The following is a 16,963-nucleotide window of genomic DNA, read 5'->3' as shown; positions in this document are numbered from 1 at the left end:
GAAGTCCTTCCGATCCGAGGAAAGAGCGATGCAGCTTCGCACGGCCACATCCGCCCAGACCGACCCCGTCGCCCGCGGCCGCGAGCTGGGTGAGGCGTTCGCGCCGCAGTTCGCGCATACCGCCGCCCTCTACCTCGATCACTTCGCCGACCTTGGCATCGCCCGCGACCGTGCGCGCGGCATCGCAGAGCGCAGTCGCAGCGCCCTGGCCGGCTGGGCGCCGGAGATCGCGGCGGAGGCCGACGCCATCGCCGAGGCTGCCGGGGTCGAGCGGTGGCGGATCGCCGCGGTCGGTGCGCGCACCGAGATCCTCGCCGCAGCTCCGCCCGGCACCGAGGGCGAGTGCTCGACAGCCGTCCGCGTGGGCCACGGGCCGGCCGAGACGATGCAGACCTGGGACTGGCACGACTTCCTCGTGCCCGAGGGCCTGCTGCTCGCGCATACGTCGAGCTCGGGACTGCGGGTGAAGATGTTCACGGAGTTCGGCACCCCGGGCAAGATCGGCGTCAACAGCGCCGGGCTCGGCCTCCACTTCAACATCCTGTCGCACGCCTCCGACTCCGACGCGGGCGGGGTGCCCGTGCACGCCGTCGCCCGGCGCATACTCGACGAGGCCCGCTCGATCGCGGACGCCCACCGGATCGCGGCGAGCGCGGCGGTGAGCGCCTCGACGGTGCTCACCGTGTTCGAGAACTCCGCGGCGGGCTCGCGCGCCGCGTCGCTCGAGCTCTCGCCCGTGGGACTGGGAGTCGTGGAGCCCGCCGCCGACGGGTGGCTGTTCCACACCAATCACTTCCTCGACCCCGAGCTGGCTCTCGGCGACACGATGCCCGCCGACTCGACGACGCTCGAGCGCCTCGCGCACCTCGACGCGGTCAGGGAGGACCTCGGGGGCCTGGCACCCGCCGATCGCGCCCGCGCCGCGTGCGGCGGGCTGGGCGCCGACGCGGCGATCTGCCTCACCCCCGACCTCGCGCTGCCGCGGGTGGACCAGTGGACGACACTGCTGACGGTCAGCGTCGACACCGCCGGCTTCGGTCTCGAGGTGTTCCTCGGCCGGCCGGATCAGGCTGCGGCCGCGGGACTCACCCGCTTTTGATCAGGCCGGGTCAGCCGCGCCACGACCTGACGTCGTCGGCCGGGATCTGTGCCGAGACGGTCGAGCCGGGGACGGCGTGCCCGTCGGAGGTGGCGGTGGCGGCATCCGTTCTCTTCTCGACGGCCTCGTCGCCGTCCGTCCCTGGGCCATCGCTCTCGGCCCCGTCGGTGTGCAGCGACGGGGGTGCGGCCGCGTACGCATCGGAGAGCTCGCGGTAGGGCTTGGAGAAGAAGGCCAGCAGCACGACGAGCAGCAGGAGCAGGCTCGCGCCGACGAAAGCCAGCGCGATGCCGCGCGCCTCGCCCTCGCCGAGCAGCCAGCCGAACCTTTCCTGCCCCTCGGGCGACTCCATGTACGGGATCAGCCAGAACTGGGCGATCGGTCCGATGATGAACGCCGATACGGGTGCGGCGGCCGACTCGACGCTCGCGGCGAAGCCGAAGACGCGGCCCTGCTTCTCGAATGGCACGACGCGCTGCACGATCGTCTGCTCGGCAGCCTCGGCGATCGGCATGAGCGACATGAAGATGAGGATGCCCAGGGCGTAGAGCCACCACCACTCGCGGATCGCGAAGGTCATCCCGAGCAGCGCGACGCCGATGTTGACCAGCAGGAGCGTGCGGACGGGGTTCTTGCCGAGGCCGAACTTGGCGACCAGCGCGCCGCCGATGATGAAGCCGAAGCTCGTGACGCCGAGCACGATGCCCCACACTTCGACCGAGAACAGGGTGAGTCCGTAGGGGTCCATCAGCGCCATGAACACGCCGCCCACGAGGTTGTTGAACGTCGCGAACAGGATCAGGGCGAGCAGGCCCGGCACCGCCATGACGGCGGGGATCACGCCGCGGAACCCGAGGCCCTGCGGCGCCTGACCCTCGACGTGGGCGACCCCCCGTTCGGGAATCGGCACGAACAGGAGGTGGATGAGCGCCACGCCGGTCGCGGCGATCGCGATCGCGACCGTCCAGCCCATGCCGAGGAGCCCGATCGACAGCCCCGAGAACACGCTGGTCACCATGAACGCGATGCCCTGGACCGCGCCGACGAGGCCGTTGGCGTTCTCACGCCGATCGGCCGGCACCAGCAGGGTCACCGTCGTCGACAGGGCGATGTTGCGGAGATTCTCCACCACGCCGCCGATCAGGATGACACCGGCGAACACCCAGAACCACGGCCCGGTCCAGTCGAGCAGGGTGCTCTCGGGGAAGACGAGGAAGATCGCGCCGGCGAGGAGGTAGGCGACGGTCGTCACGATGCTCGACAGGAGCATCACGGCCTTCTTCTTCATGTGGTCGACGATCACGCCGAACACCACGCCGAACACCGCCACGAGCAGCATGTACGAGCCGCCGATGATCGCGGTGGCGAGGACGGACTGGGTCTCGAGGTAGACCCAGAAGGTCAGCGCGAACCAGAGGTAGCTGGTCGTGACATTGGCCACCGCGGTGTTGATCAGCACTTGGTAGAAAGCGCGGAGCGTGCGCGCACCCGGCGGCATCTGGAGACTGTCTTCGGATCCGGCGGGCCCCGCAGGGGTCGGCTGGCTCATGGCTGTTCCTTCGGCGTGTTCGCGATCGGGGAGGGCGGGGCGAGGGCCTAAGCTGGATGTGGACACTGTTCACATTCAGTGCTCACAACGTACACACCGGGGCGGGAGGACGCAATGAGCACCGCGCGCACCTATCATCACGGGGACCTCCGACGTGCCCTCATCGACGAGGGACTGCAGCTCGCCCGCAGCGGCGGTCCGGCCGCGGTGACGCTGCGCGAGGCCACGCGGGCCGCCGGCGTCTCTCCCAACGCCGCCTACCGCCACTTCGCCGACCGCGACGCGCTCGTGCGGGCCGTCGCCCGTGAGGCGCAGCTCGCGCTGGCCGCCGCGATCATCGAGCGGGTCGAGGCCGCGCCCGACGACCTCGCCCCCGCCGCAGCCGCGATCGAGCGCCTGCGGCGGGTCGGTCTCGCCTACATCGCCTTCGCCCGCGCCGAGCGCGGCTGGTTCGAGACCGCCTTCTTCACACAGGACACCCACGCGAACGACGGCATCGTGACCCTCGACGACGAGATCGTCGCCCCCTTCCGCCTCCTGATGGACACGCTCGACGCCATGGTGGAGGCCGGGGCGCTCGACGCCGAGCGTCGGCCGTACGCCGAATGGGCGTGCTGGTCGGCCGTCCACGGATTCGCCGACATCGCCGTGCACGGGCCGGTGCGGTGGCAGCCGGCCCCGGTCATCGACGCGCTGGCGGCGTCGGTCGTGGAGTCCGCGATCACCGGCGTCCGCGGCACCCCTGCGCCGCCTGACGCCTGACGACCGCCGAGCGCATCGCGCCGGTGCTGTCGAGTCCTTGCTCTGCATAGCCCGACCAGCAAGACTCGCATGGACGAAGGGGGCCGGTATGAGTGGCTCGGGGACCGCAGACGACCCGTGGCGGCTGACGACGGCGCCGGGGACCAGTGAGTACACGATGTACCGCGACGAGACGGCCGACCCGCCGGCGCTGATCTGCCAGGTGGGCTCCACGACGCTGAGGTACCACCTGAGCGCCGTCGACGATCTCGCCGGGTGGCTGCGCGAGCAGGACGAGTGGGTGCCGCTCGGCGCCGCCGACGAGCAGAAGCTCCCCGCTGCCGGCACGGTCGAGGCGTGGGGTCGCGACGAGGGCAATCCCGTCGGCGGCTGGTACGGCCTGCGAAAGGGGTACCGCGGACGCTTCGGCATGTATCTGCCGCCGTTGCTCGAGGAGCTCGGCCTGGCGGAGCTCACGCATGAGAAGCGCGGCAACCGTATGCGGGCGATCTGAGCCCCGATGCCGACCTCACCCGACGTCGACGCGTGGTTCGAGCGCTACGACAATCCGCAGAAGGCGCTCGTCGACGCGGTCCGCCGCGCTGTATTGGACGCCGACCCGCGCGTGTCCGAGACGATCAAGTGGCAGGCGCCGACGTTCGTCTACAAGGGCAACATCGCCTCGTTCTACCCGAAGACCCGCACGCACGCGAGCTTGATGTTCCACACCGGAGCGATGCTCCCCGACCCGGACGGCATCCTCGACGGCGAGGGCGACGTGTCGCGCGTGGCGAAGTTCGCCGACCAGGCCGATCTCGACCACAAGCGCGCGGCGCTGCAGCAGCTGGTGCGCGCCTGGATCGCGGCGAAGGACGCATGACCGCTACGATCGCGCCGCCTAACCTGATCCGCCGCGGGCTGGACTGGGTGGCGGACTACGTCTACGCCGCCCGCCGCCAGTTCGCGGTCTTCTCGTTCCCGTGGGCCGTCGGGCGGCCACGCCCGACGCCTTCCTCGTGGTCCGGTGGCGACCCGGCGCTGCCGGAGGTGTACCTCGTGCCGGGGGTGTATGAGCACTGGACGTTCCTGCGGCCGCTCGGTGACGCCCTCGCGTCCGCCGGACACCGCGTGAGGGTCGTGCACGGGTTGGGCGTGAACCGCCGGGGAATCCCGGCGACGGCCGACCGCCTCGGCGAACTGCTCGCCCGCACATCGGCCCCCGACGCTGGGCGCGTGCTCGTGGCCCACAGCAAGGGCGGGCTCATCGGCAAGCACCTGCTGGTCTCGTCTGGGGCCGCCGCGCGCGCGGCCGGAGTGGCCGCGGCGGGAGGAGATCCCGCCGCGGCCGCGGCAGCCGCGACCGACGGCGGGCGGCCGCTCGGCCTCATCGGCCTCGTGGCCGTCGCGACGCCGTTCGGCGGCTCGCGGCTGGCGAGCCTGTTCGTCGTTCCCAGCATCCGGGCATTCCGTCCCAGCGACGAGACGATCCTGACGCTGGGACGCGAGACCTCGGTCAACGGGCGCATCGTGTCGGTCTTCGGCCCGTGGGACCCCCACATCCCGGAGGGCAGCGCGCTCGACGGCGCCACGAACATCGCTGTGCCGACCTCGGGCCACTTCCGAGTGCTCAGCGCACGTGCGACCCAGCGTGCGGTGCTCGAGGGCATCGCGCTGCTCGCCCGACCCACCCCCGCCTGACACTCCGAGGCGCGAGAGGGTTTCCGCCAAGCGCCGTGCGGAGATCACTCCTTTCGCGATTCCGCGCGGAGCCGGATCGTCCCGTCGATGACCCAAGGGTGGTCACGTCCGGGTAAACGACCTCTCATGCGCGGCTTAGGGCGGCCACACACCCCCTTCCTACCGTCGACCCCACGGGACGACGGCGTTCCCCGCCCGACACGGAAGGGAACTCCCATGGTCACCGATACCCGGCCATCGCATACCGAGCAGGTCGCGCCCTCACGTCCTCCGCGACCGTGGTGGCACACGGCCGTCGGCGTGGGTATCACCCTGCTCTCGCTTGCCGCCCTGGTCGCCGCCGTGCCCGCGCCCGCCGTCGGCAGCGCGGGCTGGTGGCTCGCCACGATCGGGTTGCACGCGCCCTTCTGTGCCATCTCCGCGTTCCTGGCGGCAGGTTTCATCGAGCGCGTCGGCTTCCTGTGGCGCGGGCGGCGCATGCCCGTTCCGGGGGCGCTGCCCGTCGCACTCCCATCGGTGTGCGTCCAGGTGCCGCTGTTCAACGAGGCCGCCGTGTCGGCCAGGATCATCGCCGCCGTCGGCGCGCTCCGCTGGCCGAACCAGCTCCTGCACGTGCAGGTGCTCGACGACTCGACCGACGCCGACGCCCGTGCGCTCGTCGATGCCGCCGCCGACACACTCCGCGCTCGCCGCGACATCCGCGTCGACGTCCTGCGCCGCGTGGACCGGGTGGGCTACAAGGCCGGCGCGCTGGAGGCCGGACGCCGACGCACCGACGCCGAGTTCATCGCGATCTTCGACGCCGACTTCCTCCCCACCCCGGACTTCCTCGAGCGCTGCGTCCCGCACTTCTTCGATGCCGACGGCGCGGCGCTGAGCGACCTCGCTCTCGTGCAGGCCCAGTGGGGACACCTCAACGCGTCGCAATCAGCCCTCACCCGAGCCCAGTCGCTCTGGGTGGACGATCACCACACCGTCCAGATGTCATGGCGCGCGTCGCGGTGGGATTTCGTGAACTTCACCGGCACCGCGGGGATCTGGCGCGCGAGCGCGATCCAGGCGGCCGGCGGCTGGAAGGCGGCGAGCCTCGTCGAGGACTGCGAGCTGAGCTTCCGTCACCTGTTCGCCGGGTACCGGACCACCTTCGTTCGCAGCGTCATCGCTCCCGCCGAGCTGCCCGCGACCTTCACGGCGTACAAAGCGCAGCAGCGGCGATGGACGCAGGGCTGGGCGCAGGTGCAGCGGCTGCACCTGCGCACGCTCGCCCGCGCGTACGAAACCTCGCCAGCCAGACGCCTCCACCTGCTGTATCACATGGGCATTCCGTGGCAGTGGCCGCTCTGGGGCCTCTGGGTCGTCCTGCTGCCCGCCCTCATCGACGCCGGCCTCTGGTTCGGCGTTTTCGGCCCGGCCGTGGGCGCGACGGTGTACCTGGCGCCGATGGTCGTGTGGGTCGTGCTCGCCACGGTGCTCGCCTCGCTCGCCACCCCGCAGCCCTACCCCGACGCAGCGGCGCGCCTGCGCGCCCGGCTCGCGCGGATCGTCCCGTACGTCGCGATCAACACCGGGATGCTCCCCCACCAGTTCTGCGCCTACCTCGAGGGACTCGCGGGCCCCCTGCACACCGAGTTCGAGCGCACGCCGAAGACGGCCGCGCTCGGAGGTGCCAACGGCGCGACGGCCGCGGCATCCGCCCCCCGCGCGAAGCGCGCCTCGGTGCGGATCCACTGGCCCTACGTCGTCGCCGAGATGTGCTTCGTTGTGTACCAGCTCGGGTGGGCGCTCGCCTTCGCCGTTCGGCAGGAGCTCTGGCCCGCGCTCGGCGCGCTGTTCCTGGCCGTGTGCATCGTCGGCGTGGGTGTGTTCTACGGCGACCATGCGGGTCGCGTGCTATTCGTTGTGGACCGGGATCGGCTGCGGTGGCCCGGTCGTTGCCGCCGAGCGGCGATGCGCGCGAGCCGCGACGGTCAGACGGATGCCGCGCCGGGCGTCCAGACGAGGGTGTGGCCGGTCGCGGTGAACGACTCGTTGCCGGCGAGCTTGCCGGTCGTGGTGGACGCCAGCACGAAGCCGAGCGCCTCGTAGAAGTCGCGGGCCCCGTTGCCGTCGAGCACCTCGAGCTCGACCGGGCCGCCCGCACGCGCGATGAAGTGCTCGACGAGAGCGCGGCCGATCCCCCGTCGGTACAGGGCCGGGTCGACGTAGATCCACGTGATCTCGCCGCCCTGCTCCCCGACGCTCCCGGCGAGGAAGCCCGCCACGCGGCCGGCGTCCTCGGCGATCCACACCTCGTCGTCGAAGAGACCCTCGTTCTCGTAGGTGTCGGCCAGGGGCAGGTAGGCGTCGAGGAGGCCGGCGCCGCGCAGCTCGTCGAGACGGGCGGCGTCGTGGATGCGGCTGATGGCGTCCCAGTCGCGGGACTCGTAGGGACGGATGGCGAGGGTCATGGCAGGTCCGACCCTAGTCGTCGGCACCGGTGGACGACACGGCGACCGGCGCCGTCGTCGTCGCACGCCAGGCGGCGAGCACCTCGACATGACGCAGCAGGAACGCGCGCTCGTCGAGGCGCTTGCGACGCAGCCAGCCGGTGACCTCGTCGTTGCACTTGCTCGCGTTGCATGAGCGGCACGCCGGCACCACGTTCTCGAACGTGTAGCGGCCGCCGCGCGAGATCGGCAGGACGCAGTCCTTCTGGAACGGGCCGTCCACCGCGCCGCAGTAGGCGCACGCACCCCAGGCCTCGAGCAGGTCGGCCCACTCGCCCGGGGTGAGGTCGTTGTCGGCCGCCGCGACACGGCGCGCGCGGCGCCGCGCTGCGCGCGCTCGTCGGGACTGACTCACCGCCATGCTCGAAACGCTACCCACCGCGGCGTCCCGCGTGGCGCAGGCCCGCCCGGCGTCGCGCGCGCGAGCGGGTCAGGCGACGGGGTCGGGCACGCCGTCGAGGAGCTTCTCGATCGTCGTGATCACGCCGTGGTCGAGGTTCGACGGCGCGCGGTAGCGCGCCCGCTCGGTCACATCCGGATGCGCGTTGGCCATCGCGAACGACAGGGACGCGGCATCCATCATCTCGAGGTCGTTGAGGTAGTCGCCGAACACCGCCGTCTGCTCGTGGGTGATGCCGGTCGCCCGCTGGAGGCGCCGCAGCGCGACACCCTTGTTCACGCCCAGGTTCATCACGTCGATCCAGTGATGGCCCGAGACGACCACCTGGTGCGTCGCACGCAGATCGTCGAGCGCCGGAGCGGTGGACGCGGCATCCGCGAAATCGAAGATCGCGACCTTGAGGATCTGATCGTCGACCGCGAGCAGATCCTCGACGACCTCGAGCCGCGCGTAATACTTCTCCGCCTCGGCGAGGAAGGCCTCGTCGGCCCGCTCGATGTAGGCGGAGCGCTTGCCGCACACGACGACGCCCAGGTCGCGCCCCGCCTCGGCGAGCGCCCGCAGCCGCACCACGAGGCCGGCGGTGAACGCGGCGTCCATCGCGTCGGAGCTGATCTCCGCCTCGCCCTCCACGACGTACGCGCCGTTCTCGGCGATGAAGACGGTGTCGTCGAGGTGGCGCGCGAACGCATGCTGGAGCGTCGCGAGCTGGCGGCCGCTGGCCGGGGCGAAGCGGATGCCGCGGGCGTGCAGCCGGTCGAGCAGGGGCCAGAGGGCGTCGGGGATCCGGCCGGCGCCGTCGAGCAGCGTGCCGTCCATGTCGACGGCGATCAGGCGGAGGTCGGGTGAGGGGAAAGGCATGGCGACTCCACCCTACGTTCGGCACCTGAGCGTCCGTCGGGCGGCGCAACGGGCCGCCTCACGCGTACCCGGGCGCTCGCGGGGCTCACAACGCGCGACCGACGTCAGTGAGCAACACGAAACCACCGGGCGCACCCGCGCAGGTACCTTAGGGGGCGTGACCGCTCCCGTCGATGCCACCACCACGTCCGCCTGGGCCGAGCTCAGCTCGATCCGCGACTCGTTCGCCCCCGATCTGCGCGACTGGTTCGCAATCGATCCGCGCCGCGCCGAGCGCCTCAGCTTCGAGCTGGCCGATCTGCACGTCGACCTGTCCAAGAACCTCGTGACCGACGAGATCCTCGCAGCGCTCGTGCGCCTGGCAGAGCAGACCGGCGTCGCCGAGCGCTACGCCGCGATGCTCGCCGGCGAGCACATCAACACCACCGAGGACCGCGCGGTGCTGCACACCGCCCTGCGCCGCCCGGCCGGCGCGCAGCCCGCTCTCGTGGTCGACGGGCAGGACGTCGATGCCGACGTCCAGTCCGTGCTGACGGCCATGACCGCTTTCGCCGACCGCGTGCGCTCGGGCGAGTGGAAGGGCGTGACGGGCAAGAAGGTCACGCACATCGTCAACATCGGCATCGGCGGCTCCGACCTCGGTCCGGTGATGATCTCGGCCGCGCTCGAGCCGTACGCCACCGCCGGCATCCAGGCCCGCTTCGTGTCGAACATCGACCCCTTCGACCTCGCGAACAAGACCAAGGACCTCGACCCCGAGACCACCCTCTTCATCGTCGCGTCGAAGACATTCACGACCCTGGAGACCCTGACCAATGCCCGCCTCGCGCGCGACTGGCTGTGGGCGGGGCTGGAGGAGTCGGGCGCGATCGACGGTTCGGACGAGCAGAAGACGGATGCCGTCGCGCACCACTTCGTCGCCGTCTCGACCGCGCTCGCCAAGGTCGCCGCATTCGGCATCGACACCGAAAACGCCTTCGGCTTCTGGGACTGGGTCGGCGGGCGCTACTCCGTGGACTCGGCGATCGGCCTCTCGCTCATGATCGAGCTCGGCCCCGACGTGTTCCGCGAGCTGCTCGCCGGGTTCCACGCGGTCGACGAGCATGTGGCGAACACGCCGCTCGAGCGCAACGTGCCGGTGCTCATGGGCCTTCTCAACGTCTGGTATTCGAACTTCCTCGGCGCGCAGTCGCACGCGGTGCTGCCGTACGCCCAGCAGCTCTCGCGGTTCGCCGCGTACCTGCAGCAGCTGACGATGGAGTCCAACGGCAAGTCCGTCCGGTGGGACGGCTCGCCCGTGACCACCGACACCGGCGAGGTGTTCTGGGGCGAGCCGGGCACCAACGGCCAGCACGCGTTCTACCAGCTCATCCACCAGGGCACGCGGCTGATCCCCGCCGACTTCATCGCCTTCGCGAACCCCGCGTACGCACTCGAGGACGACGGCCGCGACGTGCACGGCCTGTTCCTGTCGAACTTCCTCGCGCAGACGAAGGCACTCGCCTTCGGCAAGACTGCCGATGAGGTCGAGGCCGAGGGGACCACGGGCGCGCTCGTCGCCGCCCGCACCTTCGCGGGCAACAAGCCCACGACGTCGATCTTCGCGCCGGCGCTCACGCCTGCCGTGCTCGGCCAGCTCGTCGCGCTCTACGAGCACATCACCTTCACGCAGGGCGTGATCTGGGGCGTCAACTCGTTCGACCAGTGGGGCGTCGAGCTCGGCAAGCAGCTCGCCCTGCAGATCGCCCCCGCGATCGAGGGCGACGAGGCCGCGATCGCGGCGCAGGACGCCTCGACCCGGTCGCTGCTGGCGTACTACGCCGCGCACCGCAATTAGAAGCGGACGGATGCCGCGACCCGGCGCACCGCGCCGGGTCGCGGCATCCGTTCCCGCTACTCCTTCTTGTCGACGGTGATCAGCGACGCTCCGACGGCGATCTCGCCCTCGAGCACCGGCGACACCTCGCCGAAGTCGTCGGCGTTGAGCACGATGACCGGCGTGATGAGCGGATACCCCGCCTTCTCGATGACCTCGCGGTCGAAGGTGACCAGCGGCGTGCCCAGCTCGACACGGTCTCCGTTCTTCACCTTGACGTCGAAGCCTTCGCCCTTGAGGTTGACGGTGTCGATGCCGACGTGGATCAGCAGCTCCACACCGCCGTCCAGCACGATGCCGAACGCGTGGCCCGTCGGCTGGGCCGCTGCGATGACGCCCGCCCCCGGTGCGAACACCGTGTCGCCGGTCGGCTCGATGGCGGCGCCCGGACCCATCACTCCCCCCGCGAACACCGGGTCAGGCACCTCAGACAGCGGCACCACGCGGCCGGCGAGCGGCGAGAGCACCTCGACGGCGACCTCGCGCACGGCGGTAGCGGTGGCCATCGCCGCGGCGGCCGGAGCGGCGTCCGACGCGTCGATCGCGCGGGGCTCCGCGGCCTCGACCGCGGCGGGCGCGACGTGCTCGGCGGCCGCTGCGGCTTCGGCGGCGTCACGCGCCGCCTCGAACTCGGCCTGCTGCTCGGGGGTGCGGAAGTTCGACCAGATGACCAGGAACATCGAGGTGAAGAACGCCAGCCCGATCGCGATCGCGTAGAGACCCGTCGGCTGGAACGCCGGGATCGTCAGCAGCGACGTGAAGACGAAGGCCTGCGTGGTGACGCCGTTCTCGAGGCCCATGATGAGGCTGCCGACGCCGATCGTGAGGCCGCCGACGAAGCAGCCCACGAGCATGCGCGGGTAGATGCGCTTGAACCGCAGATGGATGCCGTACAGCGACGGCTCCGAGATGCCGCCGAGGAGGCCTGCAGCCAGCGCGCCCGTGGCGGTCTGCCGCATCTGGGTGTCGCGGTGGCGCATCGACAGGACGAGCACGCCCGCGGTGGCGCCGAAGCAGGCGAAGTTCCACGCGCCCATCGGACCCTGGATGAAGTCGTACCCGAGCGTCTGGATGTTGAGGAGCATGATCGCGTTGATGGGCCAGTGCAGGCCGAGCGGCACCATGAAGGGATAGGCGAGCGGGATCACGATGGCGAAGATGAACGGCGAGAAGCTGTTGATCGCCGCGAGAGCCTGAGCCAGCACCGCCCCGACGTAGACGCCGATCGGCCCGATCACGAACGCGGTCAGCGGCATCATGATGAGCATCGCGAAGAACGGCACGAAGATGAGCTGCAGGTTCGCGGCGATGATCTTCCGCAGCAGCTTGTACAGCGGGCCCAGCGCCGCCGCCATGAGCAGCGGCGGGAACACCTGCGAGCTGTAGTTCGCGATCGGCATCGGGATGCCGAAGATCGGGACGATCGCGACCTGCGCGGCCTCGATGCCGAACAGCGCCGTCGGCTCGACACCCTCGGCGAGAGAGGTGAACCCCGGCAGCATGAGCACCGCCATGATCGCGAAGCCCACCCACGGATCGGCGCCGACCTTCTTCGTCGCGTTGTAGGCGACCATGAGCGGCAGGAAGACGAAGACGCTCTGCCACATCAGGTTGATGAAGGCCCACGACGGATCGAGCGTGACCCCCGGCGCGTTCCAGTCCGGGATGACGTCGAGCGTCGCCATCAGAGCCATGAACGTGATGAAGAACGAGGCGCCCAGCAGCGCGCCGAGAATCGGCCGGAACGAGTCCGACAGGAACTCGAACAACGAGTCGATCCACGCGACCTTGCCGCGCACGCCCTTGGCCCGTTCGCGCGCCTTGATCGCGTCGATGTCGTCGTCGGCTGCCGCGGCCCCGCCGCCGTCCTTCATCTCGGGCAGCGCCATGATGTCGTTGTAGACGTTCTGCACGCCGCCGCCGATCACCACCTGGAACCGCTCGCCCGCCTGGGGAACCGCGCCCATCACCCCGGGGACCGCCTCGACGGCCTTCGGATCGACGCCGGACGCGTCCCGAAGCTGGAATCTGAGCCTCGTCGCGCAGTGCGTGAGGCTCTCGATGTTGTTCGCACCGCCGACGGCGGTGACGATGTCGGCTGCAGACGATGTACCCATGGGATCTCTCCTTCGAGGAACGCGTCGACGACGCACTCCACGCCTGTGCCCCGTCGAGCGCTACGCTAGCGGTCCCCTCTCATTCAGCGATATACCCCGGTGAGGACGAAGATTCCGGATGCCGCGCGCCGCGGCGGCGCGCCGGGTCGCGGCATCCGTCATCGCCGTCTTCAGGCCCGCAGACGCCCGGCCAGCCGGGTGGCGTTCATGTACGCGATCGCCTCGATGGAGATCATCGGATTCACCCCCGACGCGGTCGGGAAGGTGGACGCGTCGGCCACGACGATGTTCGGCACCTCCCACGTCGCGCCGTCGGGATCGAGGGCGCTGGTGTCGGCCGAGCCGCCCATGCGCGCAGATCCCATGATGTGCAGGGCCGCCATCGAGCAGCGACCGGGCCCGTAGCCGGCCGCGCCGCAGCGGGCGACGAAGGCGTCCAGGGGCTCCCCGCTCGCGCGCGTCCACTCGATGCCCGCCTGATGGCCCGAGAACATGCGCAGCGCACCGGCCGCCTCGAGGATGCGTGACGCGCCGGCGACGCCCGCCTGCACGCGCGCGGCGTCGCGGTCGGAGAGCAGATAGTGCAGCGTCGGCTCGCCGGCCTTGTCGACGCGCACCTCGCCGGAGTCCTGGTCGCGCGTGATGACGCCGACGCTCGAGTAGTGCGCCAGGCGCTTCATCACCTCGAGGTGCGTCTGCGCGCCGCGCCACGATTGGAACGCCACCGACAGCCCCGGGTTCGCCGCCGCCGTCTCGTAGACCGCGCCGTAGCCGGAGCCGTCCAGGTCGGCATGCTCGGCGGAGTACCGCGACTGCATGGTGCCCTCCCACGGCCGCACCTCCTCCTCGAACTCCGCCCACACGGCGGTCGCGGGGTGCAGACGCAGGTGCTTGCCGATGTTCGGGTTCGACAGACCCGAGCGCCGCAGCAGGGCCGGGGTCTGGACGCTGCCGCCGGCGACGACCACCGCGCGGGCGCGGACGGTCACCGCGTGTCCTGCGGCCGTGCGCCCGGTCACCGCCGTCGCGACGCCGTTCGACGTCTCGATCTTCCGCACGTCGACACCGGTGTAGAGCCGCGCGCCGTTGCTCTCGGCGTCGGCCAGCCACGTCTTCGTCACCGACTGCTTGGCGCCGATGCGGCACCCGTAGCCGCAGCGGCCGCACTCGATGCCGGTGTCGCAGCCGATCACGTTGCGCTCGAGCGCTCCGACGTGCCAGCTGAGGCTCTCAAGCCCGCGCTGCATGATCTGGTCGCGGCGCGACGGCGCGCTGTACGCACCTGTCACACCGAGTCGAGCCCACACCGCATCGAGCGCCTGGTCGTACTCGGAGGTCGCGAACTGCGTCGCACCGAGCGCCGCCCACTCCTCGCGCACGTGGTCGGGCGTGCGGAACGAGGTGGAGAAGTTGACCACCGTGCCGCCCCCGAGGCACTGCGCCGACATGATGCTGAGCTGGCCCTCGGCGGTCGCCGACGGACCTGGCGCGTACAGGCGCGCGAGGCCGCCCAGCTCGCTGCCGTCGAAGTCGCGGTCGTCGTAGTAGCCGCCCTTCTCGAGCACGACCACGTCCAGCCCCTCCGAGGCCAGCACCGCCGCGGCCGTTCCACCGCCCGCACCCGACCCCACGACGACGACGTCGCAGTCGAGGCTGAGCTCCGACTCCGGAGTCTGCGGATGCAGCGGCGGGGTCGATGCGTCCTGCCGCGGCCCGGGCGGACCGGGATAGCCCATCGCGGCCCACAGCGGCGACACCCCCTCGGCGCCGGGCGCGACGTAGTACGACAGCATCGCCGCGGACTTGAGGTTCTGGAAGAGCACCCGCTTGAGCGGCACGCGGGAGTCCGACAGTGCGATGAGCGCGGCCTCGCGTCTGGCGGCCGGCAGGCTCGAGAACCTGCGCGGGCCGATGCCGAGGAGCATGCCGCCCAGCGGTGTGTCCCAGAGGGATAGCACGCGGGCGAGGAGCTCGGCCTCCTCCTTGCGTGGGTTCGCCTCGAGCATGCCCTCGGCGATCGGCACCGCACCGAGCCGTGTGGCCGAGGGGATGCCGTTGCCGTCGCCCGGGGCGAAGGTGTCGAAGATGGACTCGAATGTCGCCCGCTGCGCTGCGGTCAACGTCATGGGTGCCTCCTGGTGCGCCGTTGCTGCGGCCAGCATGCACGACCGGATCACGCGAGGCAAGAGCTAAGTGAACCGTGATTCACGGCGCCTCGTGGGTGAGACCCACCGCGCGGCGTAGTTGCGTGAGAGGTTTCTCATCCTCCGATCAGGCCTTTACGGGAAAAGGCGTTCCCACGTTCTGTCCAGGAAACCACCGGGACTCGTCCAGAAACGATGAGGCAGACTCGGGGACTTGTGCGTCCGGCCCGAGGGCGCATAGCGCCCGACCCGAGGGCGCATCGCGCCCCGACCCGCGGCGCACAACCCGAAGGATCGTACGTTCGTCATGCATACAGACCAGTCGCTCACTCCATCCCGCCGCAACCGCGGCCGCTTCTTCGCCCCCGCCGTCGCCGCCGGCACCGCTCTCGGCATCCTCGTCACGACCGGACTCACGCTGGCCTCCCCCGCCCTCGCCGCCGCCGCGCCGACGGCCGGTGCCGCGCTCGCCTCGGTGGCCGCACCGGAGGCGAGCGCCGAGACCTTCCGCCAGATCCGCACCGACGCGCAGGACTCGCTGGCCGCCGCCCGCACCGCGCTCACGGACGCCGGAACCCTCACCGCCGACATCGCCGCCGCAGGTCTCGACCTCGGCGTCGCCGACACGTCCATCGACACCGCCGACCTCGAGCGGTCGTCCGAGCGCCTCACCGAGATCGGGCTGGTGCCCGTGCTGCTGGTGCCGGCCCTCACCGTCGACGCGACCAAGGACACCACCGCGGTCACGGAGCGCGTCGCCGACCTGCGCCAGCGCCTCGAGGCCGCGCAGGCCCAGAAGGCCGCCGAGGAGGCCGCCGCTGCCGCTGCCGCCGCCGCGGAAGCCGCCGCTGCCGCGGAAGCCCAGCGCCAGGCCGAGGCGGCTGCCGCCCTCGCCGCGGCGAACACCCCCGAGGGCGCCAAGGCGACCGCTCGTCAGATGGCCGCGTCGCAGTACGGCTGGGGCGACGGGGAGTTCTCGTGCCTCCAGTCCCTGTGGACCAAGGAGTCCGGCTGGAACTACCAGGCCTACAACGGCAGCAGCGGCGCGACCGGCATCCCGCAGTCGCTGCCCGGGAACAAGATGGCCAGCTTCGGCGCCGACTGGCAGACCAACGCCACGACGCAGATCGCGTGGGGCCTGGACTACATCAAGCGCGCGTACGGCACGCCGTGCGCCGCGTGGGGTCACTCGCAGGCGACCGACTGGTACTGATCGGTCACGTTCGATCGACGGATGCCGCGCCCCGGCCGCAGCCGCGGGGCGCGGCATCCGTCACCCGTCACCCCTGACGTGATCCGGAGCCGTACAGCTCCCCGATCTTCTCCGACGAGAACCAGCCCTCGTAGGCGTCGCTCTGCGGCCAGCCCTCGGGCGAGTCCTGCCACTCCTCCTGCCGGCCGTAGGGCAGCAGGTCGATGAGCGGGAACGTGTGGCTCAGCTGCTCGGTGCCGCGACCGCTGGTGTGCCAGGTGCGGTAGACCGTGTCGCCGTCACGCAGGAAGACGTTGACCGCGAAGCCCCCGCCGGCGGGCGCGTCCATGTCGGCTCCGAACGGGCTGTCGGCGGTGGAGTACCACTCCATGCGGTTGCCGGTGCGCTCCTTGTACTCCAGCGCCTCGTCGATCGGCCCCTGCGTCACGATGACGAACCGGGCGTCGTACGGATCGAGGAAGTCCAGGCGCGTGAACTGCGACGTGTAGCCGGTGCAGCCGGGGCAGTGCCATTCCTTCCCCTCGAACCACATGTGGTTGTAGACGATGAGCTGCGACTTGCCCTCGAAGATGTCGGCGAGCCGCACCGGCCCGTCTCTGCCGACCAGCGTGTAGTCGGGCAACTCGACCATGGGCAGTCGCCGCCGCTGCGCGGCGATCGCGTCGAGCTCGCGCGTCGCCGCCTTCTCTCGCACGCGCAGCTCATCGAGCTCGCGGCGCCACTGGGCGGCATCGACGATCGGGGGCAGTGGCTTCTGGGTCGTGCTCTGCATCGGAACC

General features: G+C 70.9%; 15 protein-coding genes. 8 read left to right on the top strand and 7 right to left on the bottom strand.

Translation table 11 applies throughout. The annotated features are described in order from the left end of the window. The first annotated feature begins 28 nt into the window (after positions 1-28). The gene (locus IM767_RS04675; protein WP_109211966.1) at positions 29-1,099 is read left to right on the top strand and encodes a C45 family autoproteolytic acyltransferase/hydrolase; all 1,071 of its coding nucleotides are present in this window, start codon (positions 29-31) and stop codon (positions 1,097-1,099) included. Between the two features lie 10 nt (positions 1,100-1,109). On the opposite strand, the gene IM767_RS04670 is transcribed toward IM767_RS04675, so the two are convergent. Continuing rightward, positions 1,110-2,648 (bottom strand): MFS transporter, encoded by a 1,539-nt coding sequence (locus tag IM767_RS04670; RefSeq protein ID WP_275426035.1) that lies wholly within the window; start codon positions 2,646-2,648, stop codon positions 1,110-1,112. Positions 2,649-2,762: 114 nt separating this feature from the next. Between IM767_RS04670 and IM767_RS04665 the strand changes: the two genes are divergently transcribed. The 5 genes from IM767_RS04665 (at position 2,763) to IM767_RS04645 (ending at position 7,172) form a co-directional block, all read left to right on the top strand. Then, complete coding sequence (locus IM767_RS04665) at positions 2,763-3,410, top strand: TetR/AcrR family transcriptional regulator (protein ID WP_109211965.1); 648 nt, start codon at positions 2,763-2,765, stop codon at positions 3,408-3,410. Between the two features lie 88 nt (positions 3,411-3,498). Further along, positions 3,499-3,903 (top strand): DUF6855 family protein, encoded by a 405-nt coding sequence (locus tag IM767_RS04660; RefSeq protein ID WP_109211964.1) that lies wholly within the window; start codon positions 3,499-3,501, stop codon positions 3,901-3,903. 6 nt (positions 3,904-3,909) lie between these two features. Further along, positions 3,910-4,269, top strand: a complete 360-nt coding sequence (locus IM767_RS04655; RefSeq protein ID WP_109211963.1) for a DUF1801 domain-containing protein — start codon at positions 3,910-3,912, stop codon at positions 4,267-4,269. Continuing rightward, positions 4,266-5,087: an esterase/lipase family protein gene (locus IM767_RS04650; RefSeq protein ID WP_109211962.1), complete on the top strand. Its 822-nt coding sequence runs from the start codon at positions 4,266-4,268 to the stop codon at positions 5,085-5,087. Before IM767_RS04655 ends, IM767_RS04650 begins: the two co-directional genes overlap by 4 nt. Before the next feature lie 300 nt (positions 5,088-5,387). Further along, positions 5,388-7,172, top strand: coding sequence for a glycosyltransferase family 2 protein (locus IM767_RS04645; protein WP_162564396.1), 1,785 nt, complete (start codon positions 5,388-5,390; stop codon positions 7,170-7,172). Here IM767_RS04645 and IM767_RS04640 read toward each other — a convergent pair. The 3 genes from IM767_RS04640 to IM767_RS04630 all read right to left on the bottom strand — a co-directional run bounded on the left by IM767_RS04640 (position 7,055) and on the right by IM767_RS04630 (position 8,834). Continuing rightward, positions 7,055-7,534 (bottom strand): GNAT family N-acetyltransferase, encoded by a 480-nt coding sequence (locus tag IM767_RS04640; RefSeq protein WP_109211960.1) that lies wholly within the window; start codon positions 7,532-7,534, stop codon positions 7,055-7,057. The two genes, IM767_RS04645 and IM767_RS04640, sit on opposite strands and share 118 nt — an antisense overlap. A 13-nt stretch (positions 7,535-7,547) precedes the next feature. Further along, the gene (locus tag IM767_RS04635; protein ID WP_109211959.1) at positions 7,548-7,934 is read right to left on the bottom strand and encodes an HNH endonuclease; all 387 of its coding nucleotides are present in this window, start codon (positions 7,932-7,934) and stop codon (positions 7,548-7,550) included. A gap of 69 nt (positions 7,935-8,003) precedes the next feature. Beyond that, complete coding sequence (locus IM767_RS04630; protein WP_109211958.1) at positions 8,004-8,834, bottom strand: Cof-type HAD-IIB family hydrolase; 831 nt, start codon at positions 8,832-8,834, stop codon at positions 8,004-8,006. A gap of 157 nt (positions 8,835-8,991) precedes the next feature. Here IM767_RS04630 and pgi point away from each other — a divergent pair, with 157 nt between their 5' ends. Beyond that, positions 8,992-10,671 (top strand): glucose-6-phosphate isomerase, encoded by a 1,680-nt coding sequence (pgi, locus tag IM767_RS04625; RefSeq protein ID WP_109211957.1) that lies wholly within the window; start codon positions 8,992-8,994, stop codon positions 10,669-10,671. A gap of 56 nt (positions 10,672-10,727) precedes the next feature. Here the strand turns inward: pgi and IM767_RS04620 are convergent, their stop codons facing one another. Together IM767_RS04620 and IM767_RS04615 are read right to left on the bottom strand one after the other, a co-directional pair. Continuing rightward, on the bottom strand, positions 10,728-12,827 hold the full coding sequence (locus tag IM767_RS04620; RefSeq protein ID WP_109211956.1) for a glucose PTS transporter subunit IIA: 2,100 nt from the start codon (positions 12,825-12,827) through the stop codon (positions 10,728-10,730). Between the two features lie 170 nt (positions 12,828-12,997). After that, entirely contained in the window at positions 12,998-14,953 is a 1,956-nt protein-coding gene (locus tag IM767_RS04615; protein ID WP_109211955.1) for a GMC family oxidoreductase N-terminal domain-containing protein, read from the bottom strand. 325 nt (positions 14,954-15,278) lie between these two features. Here IM767_RS04615 and IM767_RS04610 point away from each other — a divergent pair, with 325 nt between their 5' ends. Further along, complete coding sequence (locus IM767_RS04610; RefSeq protein WP_109211954.1) at positions 15,279-16,184, top strand: aggregation-promoting factor C-terminal-like domain-containing protein; 906 nt, start codon at positions 15,279-15,281, stop codon at positions 16,182-16,184. A gap of 67 nt (positions 16,185-16,251) precedes the next feature. On the opposite strand, the gene IM767_RS04605 is transcribed toward IM767_RS04610, so the two are convergent. Then, positions 16,252-16,956 (bottom strand): DUF899 domain-containing protein, encoded by a 705-nt coding sequence (locus IM767_RS04605; RefSeq protein WP_109211953.1) that lies wholly within the window; start codon positions 16,954-16,956, stop codon positions 16,252-16,254. Positions 16,957-16,963 lie beyond the last annotated feature (7 nt).

The organism is Microbacterium ureisolvens, from assembly GCF_015278315.1.
Classification (GTDB): domain Bacteria; phylum Actinomycetota; class Actinomycetes; order Actinomycetales; family Microbacteriaceae; genus Microbacterium; species Microbacterium ureisolvens.
The sequence above is the reverse complement of the archived record's forward strand: the minus strand, read 5'-3'. Positions and strand labels throughout refer to the sequence as shown.

What these genes read in the sequence shown, in the direction of transcription:
- IM767_RS04615 (WP_109211955.1), bottom strand. Translation starts at nt 14,953, where the DNA reads ATGACGTTGACCGCAGCGCAGCGGGCGACATTCGAGTCCATCTTCGAC.
- IM767_RS04605 (WP_109211953.1), bottom strand. Translation starts at nt 16,956, where the DNA reads ATGCAGAGCACGACCCAGAAGCCACTGCCCCCGATCGTCGATGCCGCC.
- IM767_RS04610 (WP_109211954.1), top strand. Translation starts at nt 15,279, where the DNA reads ATGCATACAGACCAGTCGCTCACTCCATCCCGCCGCAACCGCGGCCGC.
- IM767_RS04620 (WP_109211956.1), bottom strand. Translation starts at nt 12,827, where the DNA reads ATGGGTACATCGTCTGCAGCCGACATCGTCACCGCCGTCGGCGGTGCG.
- IM767_RS04665 (WP_109211965.1), top strand. Translation starts at nt 2,763, where the DNA reads ATGAGCACCGCGCGCACCTATCATCACGGGGACCTCCGACGTGCCCTC.
- IM767_RS04670 (WP_275426035.1), bottom strand. Translation starts at nt 2,648, where the DNA reads ATGAGCCAGCCGACCCCTGCGGGGCCCGCCGGATCCGAAGACAGTCTC.
- IM767_RS04630 (WP_109211958.1), bottom strand. Translation starts at nt 8,834, where the DNA reads ATGCCTTTCCCCTCACCCGACCTCCGCCTGATCGCCGTCGACATGGAC.
- IM767_RS04675 (WP_109211966.1), top strand. Translation starts at nt 29, where the DNA reads ATGCAGCTTCGCACGGCCACATCCGCCCAGACCGACCCCGTCGCCCGC.
- IM767_RS04660 (WP_109211964.1), top strand. Translation starts at nt 3,499, where the DNA reads ATGAGTGGCTCGGGGACCGCAGACGACCCGTGGCGGCTGACGACGGCG.
- IM767_RS04655 (WP_109211963.1), top strand. Translation starts at nt 3,910, where the DNA reads ATGCCGACCTCACCCGACGTCGACGCGTGGTTCGAGCGCTACGACAAT.
- IM767_RS04635 (WP_109211959.1), bottom strand. Translation starts at nt 7,934, where the DNA reads ATGGCGGTGAGTCAGTCCCGACGAGCGCGCGCAGCGCGGCGCCGCGCG.
- IM767_RS04640 (WP_109211960.1), bottom strand. Translation starts at nt 7,534, where the DNA reads ATGACCCTCGCCATCCGTCCCTACGAGTCCCGCGACTGGGACGCCATC.
- IM767_RS04650 (WP_109211962.1), top strand. Translation starts at nt 4,266, where the DNA reads ATGACCGCTACGATCGCGCCGCCTAACCTGATCCGCCGCGGGCTGGAC.